Origin of the sequence: Nocardia alni, assembly GCF_019038435.1 — a bacterium.
Taxonomy (GTDB): Bacteria; Actinomycetota; Actinomycetes; order Mycobacteriales; family Mycobacteriaceae; genus Nocardia; species Nocardia alni.
This window is the reverse complement of record NZ_JAGPOX010000018.1, coordinates 50,039-74,145: the sequence shown is the minus strand read 5'-3', so window position 1 is coordinate 74,145 and position 24,107 is coordinate 50,039. Positions and strand designations below refer to the sequence as shown.

Below are 24,107 nucleotides of genomic sequence, written 5' to 3'. Positions count from 1 at the left end.
CCCAGCAACAGGGGCTGATCCGAGGCCCGTTCCGGACGGCGGGCAGCGAAGGACGCGATTCACATGTGCGGCGATGGCGACGAGTCGGCTCGCCGTCGGATCGGCGACGGGTGTTTGCCCCCACAGGGCTCGGGTAGGTCGCCCGAAGTGACACCCGATGGCCGTCGAATCGAAGGCCATCCGGCAGCCAGAGGAGGAGTATATGAGCTCAGTGAACGCATCGATCGATGTCGAGGCACCGGTCAGCACCGTCTACAACCAGTGGACCCAGTTCGAGACCTTCCCCGAATTCATGGAGGGCGTCGAGCGGATCGAGCAGCGCGATCCCACCCATCTGCACTGGAAGGTGCGGGTCGGACCGGTCAGCCGCGACTTCGATGCCACCATCACCGAACAGCACCCCGACGAGCGCGTCGCCTGGAAATCCGACAGCGGACCCACTCACGCCGGCGTCATCACCTTTCACCGCCTCGGCGACACCACCACGCGGGTCACCGCCCAGCTCGAGGTGGATCCGGAGGGATTCGTCGAAAACGTCGGCGACAAGTTCGGCGTCCTGGACCACCGGGTCAAGGGCGATATGAAACGGTTCAAGCACTTCATCGAGAATCGGCCGACGGAAACCGGCGCATGGCGCGGCGACGTCTCACGCCCGGACGCGTGAGAGCCAGGGACCGATGGCGGGCCGCGACAATCTCGCGGCCCGACGCTTTTCGACCGCTCTACCTCCGATTACCCTTGCGGATCAGCGGATTCCGTTGCGGTGGTGGACATTATCGTACGCCACCAGCCGGCGAGCGGGCTGGGCTCGGGCCAGTGCGCCACCGGCGCACCGTCGGGACCTATCCCGTCGTACTCGTCGAAACCATCGGCATTGTCCAGCTCCGCAATCACCATGAAGTCCTCCGTCACATCCGAGGCGGCAGGTGTCAGCGAGGGCGTAATACCCGGAGACGCAGGGCTCGAATGGCGCCCGACGCTCTCTTCGCCAGTGCACCAATGCAATTCAGCTGAACGCCATCATAGCCGATGCGGCCGTCGCGATACCGTCGGCCTGTCGAGTTTCGAGTCTGCGTATCCGGGAACCGCCCCTCGTGGGGCCTATCCGAAGGAGGCGGCTGTGGCCGACACCAGCGACAAAGCGGACAAAAGGATCGTGATCGTGGGCAGCGGATTCGCGGGATTCTGCTGTGCCAAGAGGTTGTGCAAGATTCTCGCGCGGGCACATCGCGACATCGAGATAGTGCTCGTGACGCCCAACGACTACATGCTCTACACGCCGCTTCTGCCGGACGTGGCGGGCGGACTGATCGATCCCCGATTCGTCGCCATCTCCCTGGCCGATTCCCTCCCGCGGGTGCGCTTGGAGATCGCGACCGCCGAGTCGGTCGACATGGAGAACAAGACGATCACGGTGACGAGCCCGCAGCAGACCTCGCGCGAAATCTCCTGGGATCATCTCGTTCTCACTCCCGGTTCGGTCACCCGGCTGTTCGATGTCAGTGGTGTGGCCGAGCACGCACACGGTCTCAAGACCGTCGCCGAGGCGCTGTACCTGCGCGAACAACTGCTGCGCCAGCTCGAGCTGGCCGATCGGGAGGACGACCCGGAACTTCGCCAGGCACGGCGCACGGTCGTGGTCGTCGGCGCCTCCTACGCGGGCACCGAGCTGATCGCACAGTTGCGGGCCCTGGCCGACGACTACGCCGAGCGCCGCGGTTTCGACCCGTCCGAGATCCGCTTCCTGCTGCTCGACACCGCCGAGCGGGTGATGCCGGAGGTCGGGGAACGGCTGGGCGACAAGGCCCTACAAGTCCTGAAAAAACGAGGAGTCGAAGTCCGGCTCGAGACCTCGCTGCAGAAATTGACCGATGACCAGGCCGTCCTGACCGACGGCACCATCGTCCCGACGCACACGGTCGCGTGGGTGACGGGCGTGACCGGCTCCCCCATGCTGGGCACGCTCGGCCTCCCCATGGAACGAGGACGCCTGGTCGTCGACGACCATCTGCGTGTACCGAGCCACCCACACGTCTTCGCCGGCGGCGATGCCGCGGCCGTGCCGGATCTCACCAAACCGGGCAAGATCACACCGCCGACCGCGCAGCACGCCGCCCGCCAGGGCAAGATCCTCGCCAGGAATGTCGCCGCGGCCGTCGGCATCGGCACTGCGGCGCCCTACAAGCATCGCGACATGGGCCTGGTCGTCGACCTGGGACCGCGTTTCGCGGTCGCCAACCCCCTCGGCGTGCACCTGTCCGGCCTACCGGCCAAGGCCGTCACCCGCGCCTACCATCTCTACGCGGTGCCCCGAGCAGTGAACCGCTGGGCGATTTCCCTCACCTACCTGACCAACACTGTCACCCGCCGCCCACTGGCGCTGCTGGGCCTCGTGAGCCCTGACGAGGCCAGCTTCGGGAGCAGCGAGGGAATCCATTCATAGCCGCCGCGGCCGGAATCGCCCTGCCGCGGCCGATCGGGAATCGACCCTGGTACGAATTGATCGCACCGGTCGAGATTGCTTCCCCCGGATGCCGGGTACCACAGCCCTGACCCCCGCACGGTGATCATCGCTGGCCCCGCGGGTTTTCTCGGACGATCGAGCACGGCACTCGAAGGGAGAACACAACGTGAAAGTGGCAGTGATCGGAATGGGCAATATGGGCCGAGCCCTCAGCGAGCGGCTACTGGCCGCGGATCATGCGGTCCAGATATGGAACCGCACGCCCGGCAAAGCGGCCGATTTGATTACGCGCGGCGCCACCGAACTCTCCTCACCCGACGACATCGATTCGGACACCGAGGCCGTCTTCATCTGCACCGCTGACGACCGCAGCGTGCTGGATGTCGCGGCGCCCGAGGGCGTGGCCCGCGCGGGCTGGCCGCACTCGATCGTGGCCGTCACCTCGACGGTATCTCCGCAGACGCTGACCCAGCTGCGTGAACTCTACGGTGACCGGCTGGTCGCGGCCCCGATCCTCGGAGCGCCCCGAGCCGTCGCCTCCGGGGAGGCCACCTTCGTCATCGGCGGAGCCGCGGTGGCGCTGGAGGCTTTGTCGCCGGTCTGGCAGTTGTTCGCCGGGCCGTTCAACGCCGGTACGGATCCGGCCCGCGCCTCGGTCATCAAGCTGCTCAACAACCAGTTGCTGATGACCGGACTCGCCGTAGTCACCGAAACCGTCCGAGTCGCCCGCGCGGCCGGCATCGACGACGAGACACTGACCACCCTTCTTCAGAACTCGGCCATGATGCCCGCCGGCCTGCGCAACCGGATCCCCAGCCTGTTCGACCCCCAGCACGCGGGCTGGTTCACCACGCGACTCGGCGCAAAGGACCTCGGCCACTTCCTCGGACTCGCTCCCGAAAACACCCCGCTCCCGGTCACACAGGCCGCCCGCGACGCCTACCTGAGCGTCGCGGACAATGGCTGGGACTCCGCGGACATCACCGCGCTGGTCGAACTCGACCAGCGACCACAGGCCTGAGTGCTGGCTGCCGAACGTTTCGTCCGCCGCTCGGCGACGCGTGAACGTCCTGGTCAGCCGCGCCGCCGGCCCATGAAAGTGGTTGATGTGCGGCCGGTTTGCGTGCACCGGGGAAGTGCTTACGTCTTCCCCGGTCGCACTACGGGTCAGTGATCGTGGTGGTCATGGTGGTCGTCGTGGGAGTGGTCATGGTCGTGTTGATCATGCTCCGACTGCCACTCTTCCCCGTCGGTCTGTGTGCCGACCCACCAGATGACAGGGTGTGCCGCGGGGCTGCAATTGCGGACGATGTGTACCGATTGACCCGGCATTACTCGCGCCTGCTCGCCGATGTTGGCGAGGTCCGAGCAATACGCGACGATGTACAACGTCGCCCCGGTGGGGTCGGTATCCGTGCAGTCCACGACCACGGTGGACCTCACCGGCCCATCGGTACACGGCACCGAACCTACAGCGTTCGCGGCGCCCGTCCCGAACAGCATCGCCGCACTCGCCCCGACACCGACCATCGTGGCGATCGCCCCGATCCGCCGGCCCGCACGCAGCGCGGAACCCGACGTACCCATCTGATTTTCACCCATTGATCTCACTTTTCGCTATTGAATTCGGACGTGCATTTATTCGATGTCGCTATCGATTCTTTTGAACCCTGGAAGTTTATTTCCTCCAATGAGAACGGCACCTGCAAGTCGACTTCGAGATAATGCACGATCCGGATCGTATCAATAGTTACAGCCGTTCATCGAACTGAGAGTGACCACCCACCTAGGCCAATGACCTGGCACATTACGAGCAAACAATGTCGGTTGGACCGAAATCTCCACCCAATCTTTATTCGCGAAACGTTAACAGATAATTGCAATCGCTTCCAATCAGCAGCTTTCGAGGAACGCTTAATGTGACGCAGTTCATGCCCGGGATTGACACGCGAACATCGGGCCGACACAAGGCGGAAATTCACAGGCAGGATACTTGTCGCGGCGACATTCCGGCATATTGCGCGCCTCGACAGTGCACCGGCAATCCACTGTGCCGGCCGCCCGTACCGTGGCGAACGTCGGTGTCAGGTCTCCAGTCCGGTCAGCAGGCGCGCGACGTCGATACCCGTGGTCAGGTAGTCGACGAAGATGGAGTTGTTCAGGGCGTACTTTGATCTGCGGTAACGGACTAGAAAAATGGCGTCGTCGATCGAGTAGCCGAGACGATGCAGGGTCTGAGCGGTGATCAGGCCGGAGCGGTTGTAGCCGGCGTGGCACCGGACGAGCACGCGTTTACCGTCGCTAACCGCCGCCCGGGCGATGTCGGCCAGGCGACTCACCTCGCCGAGTTGGTCGGAGGTCAGCGGGTCATCGGGCATGTGCGCGATGTGGTGCTGCACGCCGGGGCCGGGGCCGTGCCCGGCTTGGGAGTACAGGCTGATCACGACGTCGAATTCATCCGTGACGACCACCGGGACCACATCCCCGCTCTCATCCCGCCGATGGTGGCCGCCCATGAACAATCCTGGAACGATCTCGTTCCACGGTGTCTCGGCGAACTCCGCCCCCGGGCCTGGGTTTTTGATCCGCACCGCTGTCTACCTCCCGAGGACCCGGCCGAGAGCCGGGGATCACACCGTCATGGTGTCGACCATACTCAGCCCAACGGACCGACCAGCGAACGCACTCTCAGCGACAGGCCCCTGATCCTGACCGGCAACCGCGCACCGAACGACTGGTACGCCCTGTTCCCGAACCCTGTCGTCGCCCAGAGCCTGATGGACGGCTCATTCTTCCGACCCCGCACACGGCCAGGCCGACCCACCAGTTCACTGCCCGGCCGGTGGCACGGATGACCTTGCCTGCGAAAGACTTCTGCACGACCAGCGAACCCAGCGGTGGCGGAAATGCTGGGCGCATGGATGAGCGGATCGAGATGTTGGAGGAGCTTTACAGGCGAGGTATGCCCGGCAGGACGCTCCCCGCATATGCGGCCACGGCCGGCGAGCTGAGCGGCTGACCAGAATTTACGGGCCCACACATCGTATTCATCGACCGACGACGCGGCCTGGCAATGTGGTAGCAAAGTCCCGGATTGCTCCAGCCCTTGTAGTAATCTGCAGTCTACTGTTGCTACAACGTTGCTGGCGAAAAGACCGGAGGGGTCGATGCCGAACCTGCCCGCAGTCGGTGCGCGGTGGCTCGCCGCAGTCCTCATCTCGTTCGTTTCGGCGACCGTCGGCGCCGTTTCGGCCGGCGGTGATCCGATCGCGCCAGTCGCGCCGCAGGTCGGCCTGAACGTTTATTCGCCGTCGATGAACCGGTTCGTCCCGGTGCGGGTGTTGCGCCCGGCGAATACCTCGGCGCCGCATCCGACGTTGTATCTCCTCGATGGCGTGGAGGGCGGGGAAACCGGGTCGGGGTGGCTCGACCGGACGGACGTGGCAAAGTTCTTCGCCGACAAGAATGTGAATGTCGTATTGGTGCTGGCCGGTCGGGCGAGCTATTACACGGACTGGGAGCGCGACGACCCGGCGTTGGGCCGCAACAAGTGGACAACCTTCTTGACTCGGGAGCTGCCGTCGGTCATCAATACGACGTTCGGTACGACCGGACGCAATGCGATCGCCGGACTGTCCATGTCGGCGCTGTCGGTCTTGAGTCTGGCCGTTCGTTCGCCGGGGGTATATCAGGCGGTGGGCTCGTACAGCGGTTGTGCGCAGACGGGCGATCCGGTGGCTCAGGCGTACGTGTCGATGATGGTCGCCCGTTACGGCGCGAACCCAATGAATATGTGGGGTCCGCCGTCGGATCCGCAGTGGGCTGCCAACGACCCGACGTTGCACGCCGACAGGCTGCGCGGCACGCGAGTGTATGTGTCGGCGGGAACAGGCCTTCCCGGCCCGCACGAGTCGCTGGGCGATCGCGACGTCGCGGGCAACCCGATCGCGCTCGCCGATCACGTCGTCATCGGCGGCGGATTCGAGTCGGTGGTCAACGGATGTACGGCTCGGTTCGCCTCGGCCCTGCGTGCCGCGGGTGTGCCGGCGCGAATAGTGTTCCGCCCGACGGGAACACACGCATGGGGATATTGGCAAGACTCCCTGCACGATTCGTGGCCGATGTTCGCGGCCGCGATCGGCGCCTGATCATTTGTGAAGGTCGTATGAATACCTGGAGCGGAATCCGAGCAAGTATTACGCCGAATATTTTGCGGGAAAACATCTTCTACAGCACTCCCGCCGTCTTCGTCGATTTGTTTGCTGAAAATCGGCACGGGTACTCGCGCAAACGGAATGCACCGATTGTCAGCGCCGATCGCTTCCGAGTGGTGGTGACGGGCGCGATGTAGGGCAACTCGAGGAGAGGATTGATTGCGATGACGGTTGGTCTCGACGTTCGATCCGAGCGCGAGCGCGTCGCCCGCGCGTGCCGCCCGGGGCAGCCCGTGCCCGACTTCGTCTACAGCAGCGACGAGGACGCGCTGTGGTCGCGTATTTTCGCGACGCTTCGCGCCATGCACGAGCAACTCGGTTGCGCGGACTATCGTTGTGCCGCTCGCCTCGTTCGCTTGCCCGCCGATCGCGTTCCGCAAATGAACGAGGTGTCCCGCACCCTCCGTTCGCTGACCGGTTTCGAGTTGGCGCCGGTCATCGGAAGCCAACCCGGCCGCCTGTTCTACGGCCCTATGGCAGACAACATCCTCCACGCCACGCCCGATGTGCGGCCGGTGACCGAGCAGGCATTCTCACCCGATCCCGACGTCATCCACGAACTGGTCGGACATGCGGTAATACTGGCCGATCCGGAATTCGCGGAGCTGTACCGCTGCTTCGGACGGGCCGCCAATCAAGCGACCTCGGACGAGGCACGGACCGCGATCGCGCGGTTGTTCTGGTTCACCCTGGAGGTCGGCCTGGTCACCGAAAGGGGTCACCCGCGAGCGTACGGAGCCGCGATCCTGTCCTCGGTCACCGAGATGGAGTCGTTCGTGAACGCGGATCTGCGAGAGTTCCGAGTCGAAGACATACTCGCCAGCCGCATCGATGACAGAATTTGTCAGCCTGTCCTTTTCGTCGCCGATTCGGTCAGCCGGATGATGACGGAAGTAAAGGGTTTCCTCCGGACGAGCGTCGAGAATTAAGGAATTGCGGTGGTAGACCTGTCGAGTACCGGACTGCGCAATGGCAACGCGGACGTGGATTTCTTCGAATTGTCGGTCGCGCAGTCCGAGCTGTGGCTGGCTCAGCAATTGCATCCGAGCGTTCCTTTTTCCATCTCGCTGTACACCGACGTGCAGGGCAGTCTCGACATCGGGCTCCTTCAGGATTGCGCCCGGCGCGCCGCCCGCGAATTACAGTCCCCGCATGTGCGATTCGCGATCGTCGACGGCCGACCGTGCCAATACCTCGACCACGGCGCGGATACCGGATTCGACTGCATCGATCTGAGCGATCACCCCGACCCCGAACACGCCTCACAGGTGTGGATGAGCAACGACCATCTCGGCGGCATCGATCTCACCGGCGCCGACGTCACGAAGGCGGTGTTGTTCACCCTCGGCCCCGACCGATATCGCTGCTACGGACGCAGCCATCACATAACCGTCGACGGCTTCGGCGCCGCTCAGGTACTGCATCGGACGGCCGAATTGCATTCCGCCGCAACGCAACGCCGCACCGCGCCACCGTGCCGGGCGGTACCCTTGGCCGAGATCGTGGCAGCCGAGCAGCGGTATCGGTCCTCGCCGCGGTTCGCCGCCGATCGGGATTACTGGGGAACGCAGCTCGCCGGGCTCGACCACGTGACACGGCTCAGCGATCGGTACGCGGCACCGTCGGCGCGGCCGCATATCGCGCACGCCCCCATCGATGCGGCGACCATGGCCCGGCTCGAGGCCGTGGCCGACCGGTACGGCGCCGGCGCCGCCGAGGTGCTGGTCGCGGCGGCCATCGCGTTTCTGGCACAGATGACCGGTGATACAGATGTGACGGTGTCACTGCCGGTCGCCGGGCGGACCAGCGGCGCGCTACGGCAATCGGCGGGGATGGTCTCGAATGTGGTGCCCTTGCGCGTACGGGGCGTGGCCGACCGCACGGTCGGTGACCTGGTCCGGCAGGTGCGCCTGAACATGATCGGTGCGTTGCGCCACCAGCTGTATCGGCACGAGGACTTGCTCCGCGACCACGGCGTGGGCCAGGCCGGCCGGCATGGCTATGGCCCGTTGATCAACGTCCTCAGCCTGCCCGACAGCATCGGCTTCGGCGACGTCCGCGGGCGCACGCATCTGCTTTCCGCGGGTCCGGTGGACGATATGGCGATCAGCTGCTACCGGTCCGGCGGCGATCCCTTCACCATCGACTTTCATGCCAATCCCGAGTTGTACCGAGCAGACGAGGTACGGGGGTATCGACAGCAGTTCGTGGACTGCCTGTCCCGGTTCGTGCAGGCCGACGGCGCGGACAAGGTGTTCGCGGCAGTCGCCGGGACACACACGATCGCCGCACCAGAGCAGCGCCACCACCAGCGGCTGCTACCGGAGTTGCTCACAGGCGCAATCGGCGCCGGTGAACGGATCGCACTGAGCGGGCCGGACCGATCGGCGACCTATCGCGCACTCGACGAGCAGAGCGCCCAGTGGGCGCGTGAGCTGATCGCGCGCGGCGCTGGGCCGGAAGTCGTTGTCGCGGTGGCATTGCCGCGTTCGGTGGACGCGGTCATGGCGCTGTGGGCGGTTGCTCGTACCGGCGCGGTCTTCTTCCCGATCAATCCGGCCGATCCGCCGGCGCGCGTGGCGAAGCTCCTCGCCGATTCCGGTGCGACGCTGGGCATCACCCTCACCGAGTGGTGCGGGCCGCTGGCCGGCGCACTGGTCGACTGGTTGCTGCTCGACAGCGAGGAGTTCACCCGCGCCGCCGCGGCACGGCCGACCGCCGCGGTGACCGATACGGACCGGATCAGACCACTGCGTGCCACGCACCCGGCCTATCTCATCTATACCTCCGGATCCACCGGCGAGCCCAAGGGGGTACTGAGTACCCACGAGGGTCTGGCAGCATTAGCCGAAGACCTGCGCACCCGTAACCGCATCACCCGGGAATCCGTGGTGCTGCAAGCACATTCACCCTTCTGTGACGCATCGATGCTGGAGTACCTCTCCGCATTCGCCCCCGGCGGGACGCTGGTCACCCTGGCGCCGGATATCGTTGCAGGGCAGCGACTTTCGCAAGTGATGCAGGATGAGGCCGTCACGCACCTGGTGGTCACACCGGCTATTCTGGCAACCCTCGACCCGGACCGATTGCCGTCGCTGCGAACGGTAACCGTCGGCGGCGACAAGTGCCCGCCCGCGCTGGCCGAGCGCTGGGCGGGCCGGCTACCGATGTTCAACTCCTACGGCCCCACCGAGGCCACCGTCGTGGTAACCCAAACCGAACCGCTCGAGCCGGGCGCGACGATCACGATCGGACGCGCGCTGCCCGGAGTGCAGACTCTCGTACTGGACGCCCGGTTGCGGCCGGCCCCGTGCGGCGCACGCGGCGAGCTGTATCTCGCCGGTGACGCGCTGGCGCGAGGATATCTGGGACGGCCAGGGATCACCGCGAGTTGTTTCGTGGCAAACCCCTACGGGCGGAGGAGTACTCGGATGTATCGCACCGGCGACGTGGTCCGCGAGCAACCCGATGGGACGCTCGAGTACCTCGGCCGAAGCGATGTACAGATCTCGCTGCGCGGGCAGCGCATCGAGCCGTCCGAGGTCGAGCGCGCGCTGGCCGCGGACGAGACGGTCGAGCAGGCCGTGGTCCGGATGTGGACGTCGGAGACACTCGGCGACCGGTTGATCGGCTATGTCGTCCCGGCAGCCGCAGCGACGCAGCACTTCGACCGCACCGCCGTTCTGACGCGGTTACGGACAGTTCTGCCGCCCGGCATGATTCCGGCGGTATTGGTACCGCTACCCGAGATCCCGATCAATCCGAGCAGCGGCAAGACCGATCGATCCGCCCTGCCCGACCCACAGTCGCTACCGCGCCCGGTATTTCGCGCACCGACATCGCCGACCGAGAAGGTGGTGGCGGAAACGATCGCCGAAGTGACCGGACAGACTCGGGTCGGTCTGGACGACAACTTCTTCGAGCTCGGCGGCAATTCGTTGCTGGGCGTCGAGCTGTGCAGGCAGCTGTCGGAGCGGTCCGGCACCACGGTGACGGTGTCCTCGCTTTTCACCCCGACGGTGCAAACCTTGGCCGCTGCCATGGAATCGGCAGCCGCCGACGCGAACAGTGGTGTGCTGGTCGGCAGTTCGGCTCTGGATACGGTTCTGCCGTTGCGAAGCAACGGTTCCGGGACGCCGTTGATCTGTCTGCATTCCGCGGTACCGCTGTCGTGGTGTTACTCGGGCTTGCTGCAATACGTCACCGACCGGCCCGTCTACGGGCTGCAGTCCCCAGCCGTATCCGGGCGATCGGGGGGGTGTCACAGCGTCGACGAACTCGTCGAGGCGTACCTGCACGAACTCACCCGCGTGCGACCCCGGGGGCCGTACCACCTGCTGGGCTGGTCCCTGGGCGGGCAACTCGCCCATGCGCTCGCCATCCGATTGCGCGCGCAAGGCTACGACGTCGATTCGGTCATCATGTTCGACAGCGTGGTATTCGGCGATGGTGCGCCCGATCCGCAGCCGCCGACCGTACGCGACCTGGTCACCCATCTGGAGGGCAACGAGTCGGCCACTCCCGACACCCGCCCCCTCACCCTCGACGAAGCTGTCGACGTGCTCGCCGACAGCCCCGGACCGGGGCGTGGACTGACCCGCGAACAACTCGAACGCCTGCATCAGGGATACGTCGACAGTGTTGCCATGTCGACGAGCTACCGACCTGCTTCCTACGACGGCGATCTGCTGTATTTTTCGGCACGCCAGGGCATTACCGGCGACCTGACCGCCGATATGTGGCGACCGCACTGCTCCGGCCGGATCACCCAGCACTGGGTCGACGTGACTCATGCCCAAATGACCAACCCCGAGGCGCTCGCGGTCATCGGGCCGATCCTGGACCGCGAACTGAAACGCCGGCAAGGCGACGAGGAGGATCTGTGAGCAAGTATCTCGCTGCCATCGTGGCAACCGCGGTGTCGCTCGCTTCGTCGATCCTGCTGACCGCGAGCCGGCCGAGGGCGTTCGGTCTGCGTCTGCCACGGTCGGTGCTGGCCGCCGTAGCCGCCGGCGCTTTCGCCGTCGCCGCCAACGAGTGCGCCGGTAAACCGGTGATGTTTCTGCGCTGGTCGTATGTGCGGTTTCTGTTCGGCCTCCGGCATATGGGTGCGAACTGGCAGGTCGGTGACGGCCGCGAACAAGCCTTGGCCGACTATGTGTGCGCGCATGCGCGCAGAAACGACATCGACGACGTCATCAGGGCGATCGACGAGTTCTGCTACACCAAGAGTTACCTGATCAACATCGGTGACGAGAAGGGCCGGATCCTCGACCGCGCCGTCCTCGCCGCGCGTCCGCGCCGCCTGCTGGAACTCGGAACCTATTGCGGCTACAGCGCTTTACGCATCGCGCGGGTCATGCCCGCCGATGCCGTTCTGTACTCGATCGAATTCAATCCGGCGAACGCCGCCGTGGCCCGGCGGATCTGGGATCACGCGGGTATCGGCGAACGCGTCATCGTGATCGTCGGCACCTTGGGCGACGACGGAAAGACCTTGACCGCCCTACGTGACAAGCACGAGTTCACCTCGGGCTCACTGGATTTCGCCTTCCTCGATCACGTCAAGCAGGAGTATCTTCCCGATCTCCACCGGATCCTGAACCAGGACTGGCTGCATCCGGGGTCGGTCGTCGTAGCAGACAACGTCAAATACCCTGGCGCCCCGGAGTATCGGGCCTTCATGCACCACCACGAGGGCGCGGGATGGCACACCCGGGAACATCGCACCCACGCCGAGTACCAGAAGGTTCTCAAGGACCTCGTACTCGAATCGATCTACGGCGGCTGATCACCAGCACGAGATACGCCAGTACCAGCCGGAACCGCACACCGCCGGCAGAAAACCCCTGTTCCAATGGTCGATGTGCCCCTCAGTCAGGTTGGTCGGAGGTCTGGCATTGAGTCCACGCGGCCGACGGTCGCGTAACTCGGTTTCGTCGAAGGGCCACTCCTGCCACACTGTGAGGATCTGAGAAGCCCTTCCACAGTGCCAGTTTGGCGCCGCCGCTGTTTTCTGCGCGCTGCGGGGCCTGCTCGACAGGACGGTCGTGTATGGACGGAAGCCTGATCCGCTCGGCTCGCGAGGCGCGTGGGTGGTCTCAAACCCGGTTGTTGGGTGCGTTGCGCAGTCAGGCCGCGGTGGAGCATGTCACGTTGATGAGCCCGGCGTCGTTGCGGGTGGCGTTGTCGCGGTGGGAAAATGGGCACGTCGCTCCGGATGCGGTGCATACGCGGCTGTTGTGCAGTGTCCTCGAGCTGTCGTCGGACAGCGGACCTGTGGACGTTGATCTTGACGAACAGCTCTGCGACGACTCGCTTTTCGGTGTCCTGGCTCATCACACGAACAGTCTGCGGCTGCTGGATCGGCGACTGGGCGCGCCGTTCGTCCGAGCGCAGACTGCAGGCCAGGTGTCAGCGTTGGAAACGATGTGGGCCAGCAGCTCCGGTACCGATCGGCGCAGCGTGGCTCTCGCCCAAGCGGATACGGCTGCGCTCGCGGCATGGCAGGACCTGGATGTCGGAGATCACACCGCAGCGGCCCGGCATTATGGCTTGGCAAGGCAGGCAGCGTCACGGTCCGGAGATCCTGCGCTGCTGGCGCATGCGCTCGGTGAGCACGCGGTCATGCTGTCGGAAACCGGTCAGCCTGCACTGGCGCTGGCCCAGGTGCGGCACGCGGAGAGTTTTCCCGGTCTGCCGATGCTGTTGCGGTCCTGGCTCGCGGCGACCAGAGCACAAGTAGCCACCTACTGCGAGGGCGAGGCGGAAACGGTGCGGGAGGCGATGACCGAGGCGGAAACCGCGCTCGCGCGAGCCCGTCCCGGGGACGAGGCGGCGCTGCCGTTCCTGGCGCTGAACGAGATCCACCTGCACCGTTGGCAAGGTCACCTGTTGGTCAAGCTCGGCGATCCGGCCGCCGGCCAGATCGCCGAACACGCTTTGCGTGAGCTGCCCGGCGAATTCGCGAGGGCTCATGCCGCTCAGGTGCTCGATTTGGCCGAGCACGCGTTCAGAAGCCGCGAACTGGATCAGGCCGCTGGCCTGCTGTCCTCGGCCGCCCACAGCATCACCGTCCTCGGGTCACGGCGCCTGCGGCACCGCCACGACCTGCTCGCGCGGCGCGTGCGGGAATTGACCGTCGGCAGCGGGTAGCCCCAGCGCGGCGAGCATCCCGACTGCTGTGGCGGTTCCGAGTAGCTGTCCGGCCGCCAGTAGTTCGCGTGTTTCGGTCAGGGGCACCCACAGCAGGTTTGCGGCTTCTTCGGCGTCGGTGGGTGCGGCGACCTGGCGCGGTTGTCTTGCGAGGTAGACGTAGTGCGGGGTCTGGACCAGCCCCGGCATCGGCTCCAGGACCGCCACGAGTTCAAGTTGGCCGACTTCGAATCCGGTTTCCTCGAGCAGCTCTCGGCGCGCGGCCGCCTCCGGGGCCTCGTCGGGTTCTACGATGCCGCCGGGAGCTTCGAATCCGATGCCGACGACGATCCACCGGTGGCGATGCAGTAGCAGTGCCCGGCCGTGGTCGTCGAGGGCGATGGTGCAGGCGACGGTGCTGAGCCGGACCGCGTGATGGGTGCGGGCTACACCGTCGGGGGTCGTGATGTCGTGGAGGGTCACCCGCAGCCAGGGGGGAGCGTCGTACACGGTGCGCTCACTGTGCACCTCGGTGCGGGGTGGGGAGGCCATGTCCTCACCGTACCGGCCCGAGCCGGTCCATCACCCCGGTCGTGCTACGGGTTGCTACGTTCCGGTGCCACCCCCGACTGCCCACCCTTGAGGGTACGAGGTTGTCGGACAAGGGATTCGAGGTGCATCGTGGTGAAGGCGCTACCCGCACAGCGGGCTGAGGCTCCAGTGGCGCGGGACGGGGCGGTAGCGGCGCGCCGGGTCGCGGTGATCGGGCAGGGGCAGGTCGGCCTGATCGTGTCGATTCTTGCGGTCGAGGCCGGACACAGCGTGGTCGGTTACGACACGGACCCCTCGCGGATCTTCCGGCTCTACAGCGGCGAAGGGGATATCGGTGATGTCTCCCGGGCCAGACTGGTGCGGGCGTTGTCTTCGGGCCGGTTCGCCCTGACTGCCGACGCGGCCCGGCTCGACGGGTTCGAGGTGGCGGTGATCAGTGTCCCAACCCCGCTAGCGGCCGGTCAGCCGGATCTGCGATGCGTGGAGGCGGCGGCGAAAACCGTTGCCGCACATGTCCGGCCCGGGTGCGTGGTGATCGTGGAGTCGACGACCTGGCCTGGGACCACCGAGGAGATCGTGGTGCCGGTGCTCGAATCCTCGGGCCTGCGGGTCGGTGCGGGGCTGTATGTCGGGTACGCACCGGAGCGGATCAACCCCGGCGACGGCATCGATGCGACGGTGAAGGTCCCGAAGATCGTGGCCGGTGCCGACACGGCCTCCCGGGACCAGGTCGCCGAGTTCTGGGAAAGTCTGGTCGACACCGTGGTCCTGGCCCCGGACATGCGGACCGCCGAGTTGGCGAAACTGATCGAGAACACCTTCCGGCTGGTCAACATCTCGCTGATCAACGAAATCGCCCACCACGCCACCGACCTCAGTGCCGACGTGCGGGCGGCGATCGCGCTGGCCTCCAGCAAGCCCTACGGGTTCATGCCGTTCACCCCGGGCGTCGGTGCCGGTGGACAGTGCATTCCCGTGGCACCGCGCTACTTGTCCTGGCGGATCAGCGAAACCAGCGGTGCCGCAGCGGACTTGATCGAGTCCGCGCTGCGAATCAACGACGCGGTGCCCGGCTGGATCGCCGATCGCATCATCGCGGGCCTGGCCCGGCGCGGGATTACCGCCGCCGACGCGGTGGTCCTGGTCGCCGGGATCACCTACAAGCCCAACATCAGCGACGTACGCGGCTCACGAGCGCTGGCGGTAATCGAGCAACTGCGCAGGCACGGGGCCCGCGTCCTGGCCTACGACCCTCTTGCCGAGGGCGTCTCGGACGTGCTTGCCGGCGTCACCGCCGAGCTCGTGGCCGAGGTGTCCGCGGTTGCCGTCCTGGTGGGGCATCACCGGCTCGATACCGCCACGCTCGCCATGGCCGACTACATCTTCGATGCCTGCGGCGTCATGCCGCCCGCGTCGACCATCGAACTTCTTTGAGCAACAGGAGGATTCATGACATTCCTCGGATACCACGCCTCTGGGGCCGGTCCCCGCCGCGCTCTACGGTCGGCGATTCTGCGGCACGACAACGACTTCGGGTTCGACCCACGTACACCGGGGTGGCCGGTGCCGCGACTGCGGGTGTCGTGCATCGTGCCCTACTACGAGACCGGGACGCTGGCGACCGAATGTGCGGCCCGCCTCGCAGCCGCGCTCCACGCCTACCAGTGCGCCTTTCCCGCTGATCCGCCGAATACGCAGATCGTCGTGATCGATGACGGCTCAGCGACACATCCGTTTCCCGACGACTCAACCATAGGCCCGGTCACGGTGATCCGGCTGCCCGAGAACCGGGGCCGGGTCGCAGCCCGCAATCTCGGGCTGCAGGCCAGCAGGGACTTCGACGTGGCGCTGTTCGTCGACTCCGACGTGCTGGTCCACCCCGAACAGGTGATCCGCACCTGCGGGCTGTGGCGGCCACCAGACCACGACGCGGCGGTGCAGCCACCGATCGTGGCGACCTTGTTCTCGACCTACCGAGCCGGACCCCACGACTTCGATCCGGAGCGGGCGCTGGCGTCCGCGACGGTGTGCGCGGACTGGCGGTGGTCGTGCCGGTTCCAGCCCTCGTGGGTCGCCGACCCGGGCGACTGGCTGTATGTCGGACGGCGCTTCGATCTGGTCACCGGTACCGATTTCTTCCGCCGCTGGCACGGCACTGTGGGCCCGTGGCTGCTGCCGAACATGGTGCTCGGCGGCTGTTTCGCCGTACCGGTCGAAGCCGCGCTCGACGCTGGTGGGTTCGACGAGTCGTTCACCGGCTACGGGTGGACCGAGACCAGCCTGATCGCCCGGCTGATCGCCTGTGGTGTCCGGGTCATCCCGCAAGTCTCGGTGCCCGCTGTCCACGTCGAACACAACCCGGCCCACCACAACCAACGGATACGCGATACGGCCCTGGCGGCGGCGCACCGCCGGTTCTACACGGAGTTCCTGGCTCATGACCTCGACTGACCGCACCCCCGGCCTGTCGGAGCTGCTCTCGCACCTGGCCGGCACCGTGAACATCGTCTTCCACGACATCGCCGCTTCCGCCGATCAGCTGTGGTCCCGCTACGACACCACCACCGAGGTGCTGCACCGGATCATCGGCTGGTGCCGCGATCAGGGCATCACTCGGCGCACGCGGCTGTATTTCGACGACAATCGGCGCTCGGTGTTCGATCTGGTGCTGCCGAGGGTCGATGTCACCGAGTTCGCCGAGGTCGTGATCGCGGTGCCGGTCACCACGATCGGGCGCACCGGGCGCGGCACCACCACCGACCTGCGCGCCGCTGCTGCGCGCGGAGTCCGGATCGCCGCGCACGGCTGGTCCCATATCCGGCTGGCCGCTTACGACCGCACCGGCATCTTGCTGGCCACCCCGCTCGGGGGCCACTATCGCGACCGCCTCGGCGGCGGCGCGCACGAACCGCTGTCCGACAACGAGGTCTTGTTCCAGCTGGTCGAGGCCAAACACCTCGAAACCCTCACCGGCGCGTGCAGGGAGTTCGTGCTCCCGCACGGCTGCTACAACGCCACCACCCTGGCATTGAACCAACGTTTCGGCCTCTACACCCACCTGGCCACCACCGATCCCGGCATCGACACCGGCCAACTGCTGCGGCCCCGGTTTCCCGTCGGCGCCGAGGACACCACCGTCACCCTTGCCCAGCGCATCACCGATGAAGTGAGGACCCCATGGCCGGACAGCGAGTGATCGCGTTCGAAGGACTACCGTTCGCCGGGAAGTCCACCGCCGCAACCGCCGTCGCACACCAGCATTCGGGCGTCATGGTCGTGCCCGACTACCACGAGATGCTCACCCCCGCCGAGCGCCTGCGGGTCGCGCAGCTCTCCGACTCAGCCGACGACCAGCACCACCGCGTCGCGGTCTACCGCGACCTCGATGACCGGCGATGGAAACTCACCGATGAATCCGACAGCCCGACAGCTATTTTCGATCGCTGCTACCTCTCGATCGCCGCCTACCGGCTCGCCCTGCACACCGCATTCGGACTGCCCGGCGACCCGGACACCGCCACCACCGCACCAATGCCGGTGTGCGAGCGCCCGATCCCACCACTGATCGTGTACTTCTCGGTCTCAGCGCCGACCGCGGTCGACCGGCATCACCGCCTGGCCCGCACGATCGACACCCGCCTGCGCACCCAGGATTTCCTGTCCATCCTCATCGATGCCTACCAGCAGGTCTTGGCGGCCAGCGGCAGCCGGGTCATCACCATCGACAGCGACCAGCCCCTCGCCGATGTCGTCACCCGGGCGTGTGAGAGCGTCCGTGAAACGTTCTGACCACGCAAGCTGGATAGTGGCCGCGCTCATGGTGGCCAACGGCCTCTGGAGCACCTGGTGCGTGCACGCCAGCCTCACCGGGCTAAGCGCTCTGGCCGCCACGCGGACCACGCACACCAACCTCGGGCGGGTCGCGGCGGCCCGCGATATCGTGGTCGTCGTGCCGATGCTTCACGAGGCGGACCGCGCGAGCGACTGCGTGGACCACTGGTGCAAACTGCTCGGTGACCAGCCCGACCTGCGACTGTGTATGGTCACCACCGAACGCGAACGCCACGAAAGACCAACCGGCCCACACAGCTGGGACACCGTCACCGCGACCGCCAGCTTCCGCCGCGCCGCCGCTGACCAGCGCGCGCAGATCCTGCACTACCCGCGCGTGAACCGCACCTACGGGGAACAACTCGGCTGGGCCCTCGACCAGCTCACCACCCGTGACCCGGCGCCGGAATATCTGTACGTCGCGAACATCGACTCGAGGCTCTCGCCGCACGGCTGCGCGGAGATCATCGAACTCGCCGGCACCAGTGTCGAGGTCGCCCAGCAGTCCAGTGTGTTCTTCGGCAACCTGTCCGAGCTGTCCCCGGCCGCGACCGCCGAGGCGTTCTACCAATCGCGCTGGACCTTCGAACACGAAGTATTCCGCTACCTCGCTGGCAGCGGCCACGTCCGATGGCTCCCAGACTGGCTGCGGTCGATCTGGTATCAGCACGCCGTCGGCCACGGACTGCTGATCGCCACCACCGCCTACCAGCAACTCGGCGGTCTACCGCACCCGCGCTACGGCCTGGAAGACGCCGCCCTGGGCGTCGCGGTGCGGGCGTGCGGGCTGCGGATCCATCCGTTCGCCACCCTCGAATGCGCAGACGCGCCCCGCTCGGTGCGTGAGTTGCAGCGCCAGCGCTGCACCTGGATCCGGGGACCACTGTGCAGCATCGAGTACGCCCGCACCCGCCGAGGCCGGATCATCGCCGCCCAGGGCACCTACGGCGGCATCAAATGGGCATTCGGGATACCCGCCCAAGCCCTGGCACTGGCTGTCCTCGGACCCCGTCAACGCGCCGTCGCAGCCGCCGGGTGGGCGATCGCGCTCTACGGGCCACTGATCAGGATGCTCACCGGCCTGCCCGCCCTGGAGTTCCCCAGCGACTACCGGCCTCGCCGCCGACAGATCGCCACCGCAGCGGCCCTGTATCCGCTCGCGGCGCTCAGCTGCTGGGCCGGTGGGATCCGAGGACTCGTATCCCTGGTCCGCGACCTGCTCACCGGTCGCGCACCGATCCAACACCGGACCCGGGAGACCGAATGACCCACCGCGCCAACGAACAATGCGTCCTGCCGATTTTCGACGTGTTCATATTCTTCGACTGGTACAACACCTTGTCCACGGCGCAGTTCTGGGACTCGATCCTCGGCAACCAGCGACACCCACTCGCAGGCCCCCTCAACGGTGCCCTCGAAGACCTGTTCCGGGGCCGCAAAGAATACGTCGGAGCCTGGATGCGGGGCCTGGTCACCGACGAACAAGTCATCGACACACTCAACCTGACCCTGCCACCCCGCTACAACGACGGCTACCTCCTGCGAGAGTTGCTGCGCGACTGCCGCAACGCGCAAATCGACCCCGCCATGGCCAACATCGTGCGCGCCCTGCGCCCCCGCGCGTTCCTCGCCGTCGCCAGCGACAACATGGAATGCTTCGTCCACGCCGCCCCACGCGTGCTGACCGGCGAACTACGCATCGACGAACTGATCGTCTCCTCGACGGTGGGATCGTTGAAAAAGGAGAACCCACAACGGTTCTTCGGCCCCACCCTCGAACGCTATGGCCTCGCACCCACCGACGCGATCCTCATCGATGACTGCGCCGACACCTGCGAAATATTCCGCCAATGGGGCGGCTCGGCCATTCACTTCACCGAACCAGCCAAACTTCGCGAAGATATCGGTCACCTGCTTCCCGACCTCGCCGACGTCTAAGACCCGCCAGTCCACTCCATATCGCACCAGCGAAGCTACCTACGCTCGGACAGACCAGAGCCACAAACCCACTGTGCCGGTGCGATTATCGGCTGCAGAGCCACCACAAAGTTGTCAGTGTTACCGCGTGATGCGTGGAATCGGGTCACTGACACCATAGGGACATGAACGATCAGGGAAGCCCTGTCCTCTATGCCATCGTCACCTGGATCGAGCGGACCTACCACCGCCGCCGACGCCAGGCCAGCCTGGGCCGCTTGACCCCGATCGAATACGCGACAATCATGACCGCGTCGGCCAGTCAGGCCGCGTGACCGAAACCCAATCGGTGGGCCAGGTCAAACTGTCACCTGATCCTGCAGCAGTCCCTCAGGACCAAACGATGCGCTGTCATGGCCATATCCAATCGGCCTGCTATGCTCCGGTGGCTGGCGGAGGGCGAGCAGCGGACGGCGCAGATCGACACCGGCAACGCCGAATCCAACCAGCACATGATTGCGATCAACGAGGCACTCGGGTGACCCGGGCTGGGTAGGCTATGTCAAGACCTTTTCCTCCCGACGGATCACCCCGACTGCCCAGCACCCCGCGCCCTCTGCCTTGGGAGCCAGCCGATACCCTCACCGCCTCTGCCCTGTACGAGGTGTTTCGCGCGGCGCACCTGGTGGACGAGCCGATCGAGCCGCCGGACTCCCCTGGCACCCATCGCCTCCTGCTGACCGGCGACTGGGAGGGCGCTCCCGGCGAGGTTTGGTATCTGCCCAATGAGTTCGGTGGTGCGGTGGCGTATTACCGGCTGGATCTGCCGGACCTGGAAAACCTGGACCGCGCGTTCGTCTACCTGTTCACCCATCCGGCTCTGCGGCGTCAGGGAGCTGGCCGGGCCCTGCTGCGGCACGCGGCGGAGCGGGCCGCGGCGCACGGCCGGATGGTCCTGGACGGGGTCACGCCGGCGGACTCCGCAGGGGACGCGTTCGCTCGGAGCACCGGCGCTACGCTGGCGTTCGAGAGGGCCAGGCGCGTCCAGGAACTGCGCGAGATCCCGCCCGAACGGGTCGCGGAGATGCGCGCCGAGGCGGAGCGGAAGGCCACCGGGTACTCGCTGGTGACCTGGACCGGGCCCGTCCCCGACGAGCACGCGGCCGGGTACGCGGGGGCGCTCAACGCGTACTACGCCGACGCACCGCACGCCGAGGGCGTCCAGCCCGAGGTGTGGGACGCGGACCGCGTCAGGCAGCGGACGGGAATGCTGCTGCGCGCGGGCCACCTGCGTGGCTACTCGGTCGCGGCGGTGCGGGAGGCGACCGGGGAGATGGCCGCGATCACCGAGCTCACGATCGACCCGGACGAGCCGGAATGGGCATACCAGCATCTCACAGCGGTGACCAGGCCGCACCGCGGACATCGGCTCGGCATACTGGTCAAGACCGCGATGATGCAGTTGCTCGCGGAAACCGAGCCGCGCCTGAAGCGGATCAGAACTCGCAACGGAGCCGACAACGAGCACATGATCGCGGTCAACGAGACGCTGGGCCACCGGCTCACCCGCTCGGGTCCCCGGTTCTACGAGATCCCCGTGACCGACGTGAAGTGAGCGCTGCCCCGACCCGCACTGTGCGCTTGGCCCCCAGGCCGGTGGCTGGCGAGTCATTCGGTATCCGCGAGGGCCGCATGTACGCCGAACTCCTGCTGGCCGATACCAACTCGGACTTCCATGCCCCCGCGGATCACCCGGCACCGCCGCTACGCCGGTCGACACCGAACGAGTCTCCGCGTTGCTGGAAGAACAGGACCGCAGTAGTGCGTCAACGCTGAGGCCGGTCCGCTCTAGGCGTGCCGGCCGTCGTTGCCGGGATGCTCAGGGCGAGCAGGGCGGTGTCGTCTTCGACTCCGTCACCGAATCCGGTGAGTAGTTCGGTCAGCGTCAGAATCAGTTTCGCGGCATCGGTCGGCCCGTCGGCGGCGAGAATGTCGAAGAGCTGGAACTCGTCGAATCGTTGTGAACCACGGATGCGGGCTTCGGTGAGACCGTCGGTATAGAGCAGGACGGTGTCTCCGGCATTCAAATGTATTTCGGCGCTGGTGAATACGGCCTCGGGGAACGGCCCGACGAGCATTCCGCCGGGCGTCGCCACGAATTGTGTTGTCCCGTCGGCCCTGATCACCACCGCTGACGGGTGACCACCACTGGCCAGGGTGAGCGTGGCGCCGGTGGCATCGGGGATCAGCGAGCCGTAGATGACGGTGCAGAATCGTGAGTCGTTGCTGTGGTATTCGTGGTTGAGCACGGTGTTCAGGTTGCCCAGTACTTCGACCGGATCTGGATCGTAGACCGCGGCCGCGCGCAGGGTGTAGCGGGTCAGGGAGGTCACCGCGGCGGCTTCGGGTCCCTTGCCGGAGACGTCGCCGAGGAAGAATCCCCAGGTGTCGCCGGTGAGTGGGAACACGTCGTAGAAGTCGCCGCCGACCTCGTCGCGGGAGGCGGGGTGGTAGTAGGCGGCGATTTCCATCCCGGGAACGGTGGGCAGTGTGGGAGGCAGCAGGGTGCGCTGCAAGGTGGAGGCGAGTTTTTGCACCTGCTCACGTTCACTCTCCGCGACACGGCGGGCGCGCAGTAGTTCCTGTTCGTAGGCACGGCGGTCGCTGGCGTCGAAGACGGTGGTGCGAATGAGCTGTGCGGTGCCATCGGAGCCGGTCTTCACGATCGAGGTCACCAGGATCGGAAGGCGCGACCGGTCGGCGCGCAGCAGTTCCAGGGCGAGCCCGCCCACGTGACCGTGCATGGCCAGCATGGGCGCGATGTGGGTTTCGTGGTACATCCGCCCGCCGACGGTGAGCAGGTCGGCGAACCGCCGACGGCCGACCACATCCTCGCGACGGTAGCCGAGCCAGCCCAGCAGGGTCGCGTTGATCTTGGCGATCGTGCCGTCCATCAGCGTCGACAGGTATCCGCACGGCGCGTTCTCGTACAGGTCCTCGGCGCTGTCCTCCAGCAGAGCCGAGAAGGCCGGGTTCGCCTCGCTACCGTGCGCGGGCTCGTGGCTGGGGCCTCCGATCTCGTCGCCGATGGGAGCCATCAGCGGCCGGCGAACTCGATGATCGCCGCGGCGGTGAGTTCGGGGGCGCTCAGCTGCGGACAGTGCCCGACCGCGTCCAGTGTGACCAGCTCGCTGGCGGGAATCCGATCATGGACGAAGGCACCGACCTCTGTGGGCGCGATGACGTCGTGGGAGGTCTGGATGATCAGTGTCGGGACGGTGACCTGGGAAAGGTCGTCGCGGTTGTCGGACAGGAATGTCGCCCGGGCGAATACCCGCGCGATCTGCGGATCGGTGCGGCAGAAACTGTCTGTCAGTTCCCCTCCGAGTTCGGGACGCTCGGGGTTGCCCATGATCACCGGGGCCATCGTCGCCGACCAGCCCAGATAGTTGGATTCGAGGGATTCGAGTAGTTCGTCGATGTCGGCGCGGCTGAATCCGCCTCGATAGTCACCGTCGTCGATATAGCAGGGCGACGGGGTGAGCAGAACCAGTTTCGCGAACCACTCGGGTTCACGGTTCGCGGCCAGCACCGCGATCATCGCCGAGACCGAATGACCGACGAGTATCACCTCACGCAGATCCAGCTCGGCGCACAAGTCGAGAATGTCCTGCGCGTACGACCCCAGATCGGAGTATCGCTGCGCCGTCCATGCCGAGGTATCCGAGCCCCCCGCGCCGACGTGATCGAACAGCACCACCCGGAACCGCTGCGCCAGCGTGGGCGCCACCAGACGCCACAGATTCTGGTCACACCCGAAACCATGCGCGAGCAGCATCGGCGGCGCCCCGGGAACCCCGGTGACCACGACGTTGTTCTTCTCACGCACGCCCACGTTTCACATACTGCCAGTCCGGTCGTCAGCAGGCTGCGCTTACCCTCGGGCCGCGAGGGTTGCGGTTGGTTGAGCCGGGCTCGTCCGAGGGCCTCGAAGC

23 protein-coding genes and 2 pseudogenes are annotated in these 24,107 nt (G+C 66.2%); 20 read left to right on the top strand and 5 right to left on the bottom strand.

Annotated elements, in window-relative coordinates:
* Positions 1-202 precede the first annotated feature (202 nt).
* Positions 203-664, top strand: a complete 462-nt coding sequence (locus tag JZ791_RS10020; protein ID WP_216893937.1) for an SRPBCC family protein — start codon at positions 203-205, stop codon at positions 662-664.
* A gap of 68 nt (positions 665-732) precedes the next feature.
* On the opposite strand, the gene JZ791_RS10015 is transcribed toward JZ791_RS10020, so the two are convergent.
* On the bottom strand, positions 733-897 hold the full coding sequence (locus tag JZ791_RS10015) for a hypothetical protein (RefSeq protein WP_216893936.1): 165 nt from the start codon (positions 895-897) through the stop codon (positions 733-735).
* 223 nt (positions 898-1,120) lie between these two features.
* Between JZ791_RS10015 and JZ791_RS10010 the strand changes: the two genes are divergently transcribed.
* From JZ791_RS10010 to JZ791_RS10000, 3 genes are all read left to right on the top strand, one after another.
* Positions 1,121-2,443, top strand: a complete 1,323-nt coding sequence (locus JZ791_RS10010) for an NAD(P)/FAD-dependent oxidoreductase (protein ID WP_308162871.1) — start codon at positions 1,121-1,123, stop codon at positions 2,441-2,443.
* A gap of 187 nt (positions 2,444-2,630) precedes the next feature.
* Positions 2,631-3,485 (top strand): NAD(P)-dependent oxidoreductase, encoded by an 855-nt coding sequence (locus tag JZ791_RS10005; protein ID WP_216893935.1) that lies wholly within the window; start codon positions 2,631-2,633, stop codon positions 3,483-3,485.
* A gap of 330 nt (positions 3,486-3,815) precedes the next feature.
* On the top strand, positions 3,816-4,055 hold the full coding sequence (locus JZ791_RS10000) for a hypothetical protein (RefSeq protein WP_216893934.1): 240 nt from the start codon (positions 3,816-3,818) through the stop codon (positions 4,053-4,055).
* A gap of 493 nt (positions 4,056-4,548) precedes the next feature.
* Here the strand turns inward: JZ791_RS10000 and JZ791_RS46470 are convergent, their stop codons facing one another.
* Positions 4,549-5,055, bottom strand: coding sequence for a protein-tyrosine phosphatase family protein (locus JZ791_RS46470; protein ID WP_216893933.1), 507 nt, complete (start codon positions 5,053-5,055; stop codon positions 4,549-4,551).
* A gap of 84 nt (positions 5,056-5,139) precedes the next feature.
* Here JZ791_RS46470 and JZ791_RS47165 point away from each other — a divergent pair.
* The 7 genes and pseudogenes from JZ791_RS47165 to JZ791_RS09965 all read left to right on the top strand — a co-directional run.
* Positions 5,140-5,319 (top strand): annotated as a pseudogene (locus JZ791_RS47165) (hypothetical protein); the annotation flags it as partial.
* Positions 5,320-5,631: 312 nt separating this feature from the next.
* Positions 5,632-6,612, top strand: a complete 981-nt coding sequence (locus JZ791_RS09990; protein ID WP_216893932.1) for an alpha/beta hydrolase — start codon at positions 5,632-5,634, stop codon at positions 6,610-6,612.
* A 17-nt stretch (positions 6,613-6,629) separates the two neighbouring features.
* A complete protein-coding gene (locus tag JZ791_RS09985; RefSeq protein WP_216893931.1) occupies positions 6,630-6,815 on the top strand; it encodes a hypothetical protein in 186 nt (61 codons plus the stop codon).
* A 27-nt stretch (positions 6,816-6,842) separates the two neighbouring features.
* Positions 6,843-7,607: an amino acid hydroxylase gene (locus JZ791_RS09980; RefSeq protein WP_216893930.1), complete on the top strand. Its 765-nt coding sequence runs from the start codon at positions 6,843-6,845 to the stop codon at positions 7,605-7,607.
* 9 nt (positions 7,608-7,616) lie between these two features.
* Complete coding sequence (locus JZ791_RS09975) at positions 7,617-11,564, top strand: non-ribosomal peptide synthetase (protein ID WP_216893929.1); 3,948 nt, start codon at positions 7,617-7,619, stop codon at positions 11,562-11,564.
* A 170-nt stretch (positions 11,565-11,734) separates the two neighbouring features.
* A complete protein-coding gene (locus JZ791_RS09970) occupies positions 11,735-12,469 on the top strand; it encodes an O-methyltransferase (RefSeq protein ID WP_216893955.1) in 735 nt (244 codons plus the stop codon).
* Positions 12,470-12,732: 263 nt separating this feature from the next.
* Entirely contained in the window at positions 12,733-13,833 is a 1,101-nt protein-coding gene (locus JZ791_RS09965; protein ID WP_216893928.1) for a helix-turn-helix domain-containing protein, read from the top strand.
* On the opposite strand, the gene JZ791_RS09960 is transcribed toward JZ791_RS09965, so the two are convergent.
* Positions 13,762-14,364 (bottom strand): NUDIX hydrolase, encoded by a 603-nt coding sequence (locus JZ791_RS09960; protein ID WP_216893927.1) that lies wholly within the window; start codon positions 14,362-14,364, stop codon positions 13,762-13,764. The two genes, JZ791_RS09965 and JZ791_RS09960, sit on opposite strands and share 72 nt — an antisense overlap.
* A gap of 132 nt (positions 14,365-14,496) precedes the next feature.
* Here JZ791_RS09960 and JZ791_RS09955 point away from each other — a divergent pair, with 132 nt between their 5' ends.
* The 9 genes and pseudogenes from JZ791_RS09955 to JZ791_RS09920 all read left to right on the top strand — a co-directional run bounded on the left by JZ791_RS09955 (position 14,497) and on the right by JZ791_RS09920 (position 21,727).
* Positions 14,497-15,798: a nucleotide sugar dehydrogenase gene (locus JZ791_RS09955; protein ID WP_216893926.1), complete on the top strand. Its 1,302-nt coding sequence runs from the start codon at positions 14,497-14,499 to the stop codon at positions 15,796-15,798.
* Between the two features lie 15 nt (positions 15,799-15,813).
* Positions 15,814-16,815, top strand: coding sequence for a glycosyltransferase family 2 protein (locus tag JZ791_RS09950; protein ID WP_216893925.1), 1,002 nt, complete (start codon positions 15,814-15,816; stop codon positions 16,813-16,815).
* Complete coding sequence (locus JZ791_RS09945; protein ID WP_216893924.1) at positions 16,802-17,560, top strand: polysaccharide deacetylase family protein; 759 nt, start codon at positions 16,802-16,804, stop codon at positions 17,558-17,560. The genes JZ791_RS09950 and JZ791_RS09945 overlap by 14 nt, the downstream gene beginning before the upstream one ends.
* Positions 17,542-18,153 carry an AAA family ATPase gene (locus JZ791_RS09940; protein ID WP_216893923.1) on the top strand — a complete coding sequence of 204 codons (612 nt, stop codon included), beginning with the start codon at positions 17,542-17,544 and terminating at the stop codon, positions 18,151-18,153. The genes JZ791_RS09945 and JZ791_RS09940 overlap by 19 nt, the downstream gene beginning before the upstream one ends.
* Entirely contained in the window at positions 18,140-19,462 is a 1,323-nt protein-coding gene (locus JZ791_RS09935) for a glycosyltransferase family 2 protein (protein ID WP_216893922.1), read from the top strand. The genes JZ791_RS09940 and JZ791_RS09935 overlap by 14 nt, the downstream gene beginning before the upstream one ends.
* The gene (locus tag JZ791_RS09930) at positions 19,459-20,133 is read left to right on the top strand and encodes an HAD family hydrolase (protein ID WP_216893921.1); all 675 of its coding nucleotides are present in this window, start codon (positions 19,459-19,461) and stop codon (positions 20,131-20,133) included. The genes JZ791_RS09935 and JZ791_RS09930 overlap by 4 nt, the downstream gene beginning before the upstream one ends.
* 194 nt (positions 20,134-20,327) lie before the next feature.
* A pseudogene (locus JZ791_RS09925) lies at positions 20,328-20,447 on the top strand (IS3-like element ISAar45 family transposase); the annotation flags it as partial.
* A 78-nt stretch (positions 20,448-20,525) separates the two neighbouring features.
* Positions 20,526-20,654, top strand: coding sequence for a hypothetical protein (locus JZ791_RS46000; protein ID WP_256461845.1), 129 nt, complete (start codon positions 20,526-20,528; stop codon positions 20,652-20,654).
* 143 nt (positions 20,655-20,797) lie between these two features.
* On the top strand, positions 20,798-21,727 hold the full coding sequence (locus JZ791_RS09920) for a GNAT family N-acetyltransferase (protein ID WP_216893920.1): 930 nt from the start codon (positions 20,798-20,800) through the stop codon (positions 21,725-21,727).
* Between the two features lie 211 nt (positions 21,728-21,938).
* Here JZ791_RS09920 and JZ791_RS09915 read toward each other — a convergent pair whose 3' ends face one another.
* Both JZ791_RS09915 and JZ791_RS09910 read right to left on the bottom strand, forming a co-directional pair.
* Entirely contained in the window at positions 21,939-23,210 is a 1,272-nt protein-coding gene (locus JZ791_RS09915; RefSeq protein WP_216893919.1) for a PP2C family protein-serine/threonine phosphatase, read from the bottom strand.
* The gene (locus JZ791_RS09910) at positions 23,210-24,007 is read right to left on the bottom strand and encodes an alpha/beta fold hydrolase (RefSeq protein ID WP_216893918.1); all 798 of its coding nucleotides are present in this window, start codon (positions 24,005-24,007) and stop codon (positions 23,210-23,212) included. Before JZ791_RS09910 ends, JZ791_RS09915 begins: the two co-directional genes overlap by 1 nt.
* Between the last annotated feature and the right edge of the window lie 100 nt (positions 24,008-24,107).

Bases quoted from the DNA above. Each gene is read 5' to 3' on its own strand.
- JZ791_RS10020 (WP_216893937.1), top strand. From the start codon at position 203: ATGAGCTCAGTGAACGCATCGATCGATGTCGAGGCACCGGTCAGCACC.
- JZ791_RS10015 (WP_216893936.1), bottom strand. From the start codon at position 897: ATGGTGATTGCGGAGCTGGACAATGCCGATGGTTTCGACGAGTACGAC.
- JZ791_RS10000 (WP_216893934.1), top strand. From the start codon at position 3,816: ATGTTGGCGAGGTCCGAGCAATACGCGACGATGTACAACGTCGCCCCG.
- JZ791_RS09990 (WP_216893932.1), top strand. From the start codon at position 5,632: ATGCCGAACCTGCCCGCAGTCGGTGCGCGGTGGCTCGCCGCAGTCCTC.
- JZ791_RS09985 (WP_216893931.1), top strand. From the start codon at position 6,630: ATGAATACCTGGAGCGGAATCCGAGCAAGTATTACGCCGAATATTTTG.
- JZ791_RS09980 (WP_216893930.1), top strand. From the start codon at position 6,843: ATGACGGTTGGTCTCGACGTTCGATCCGAGCGCGAGCGCGTCGCCCGC.
- JZ791_RS09970 (WP_216893955.1), top strand. From the start codon at position 11,735: ATGTTTCTGCGCTGGTCGTATGTGCGGTTTCTGTTCGGCCTCCGGCAT.
- JZ791_RS09965 (WP_216893928.1), top strand. From the start codon at position 12,733: ATGGACGGAAGCCTGATCCGCTCGGCTCGCGAGGCGCGTGGGTGGTCT.
- JZ791_RS09960 (WP_216893927.1), bottom strand. From the start codon at position 14,364: ATGGCCTCCCCACCCCGCACCGAGGTGCACAGTGAGCGCACCGTGTAC.
- JZ791_RS09950 (WP_216893925.1), top strand. From the start codon at position 15,814: ATGACATTCCTCGGATACCACGCCTCTGGGGCCGGTCCCCGCCGCGCT.
- JZ791_RS09945 (WP_216893924.1), top strand. From the start codon at position 16,802: ATGACCTCGACTGACCGCACCCCCGGCCTGTCGGAGCTGCTCTCGCAC.
- JZ791_RS09940 (WP_216893923.1), top strand. From the start codon at position 17,542: ATGGCCGGACAGCGAGTGATCGCGTTCGAAGGACTACCGTTCGCCGGG.
- JZ791_RS09930 (WP_216893921.1), top strand. From the start codon at position 19,459: ATGACCCACCGCGCCAACGAACAATGCGTCCTGCCGATTTTCGACGTG.
- JZ791_RS46000 (WP_256461845.1), top strand. From the start codon at position 20,526: ATGGCCATATCCAATCGGCCTGCTATGCTCCGGTGGCTGGCGGAGGGC.
- JZ791_RS09915 (WP_216893919.1), bottom strand. From the start codon at position 23,210: ATGGCTCCCATCGGCGACGAGATCGGAGGCCCCAGCCACGAGCCCGCG.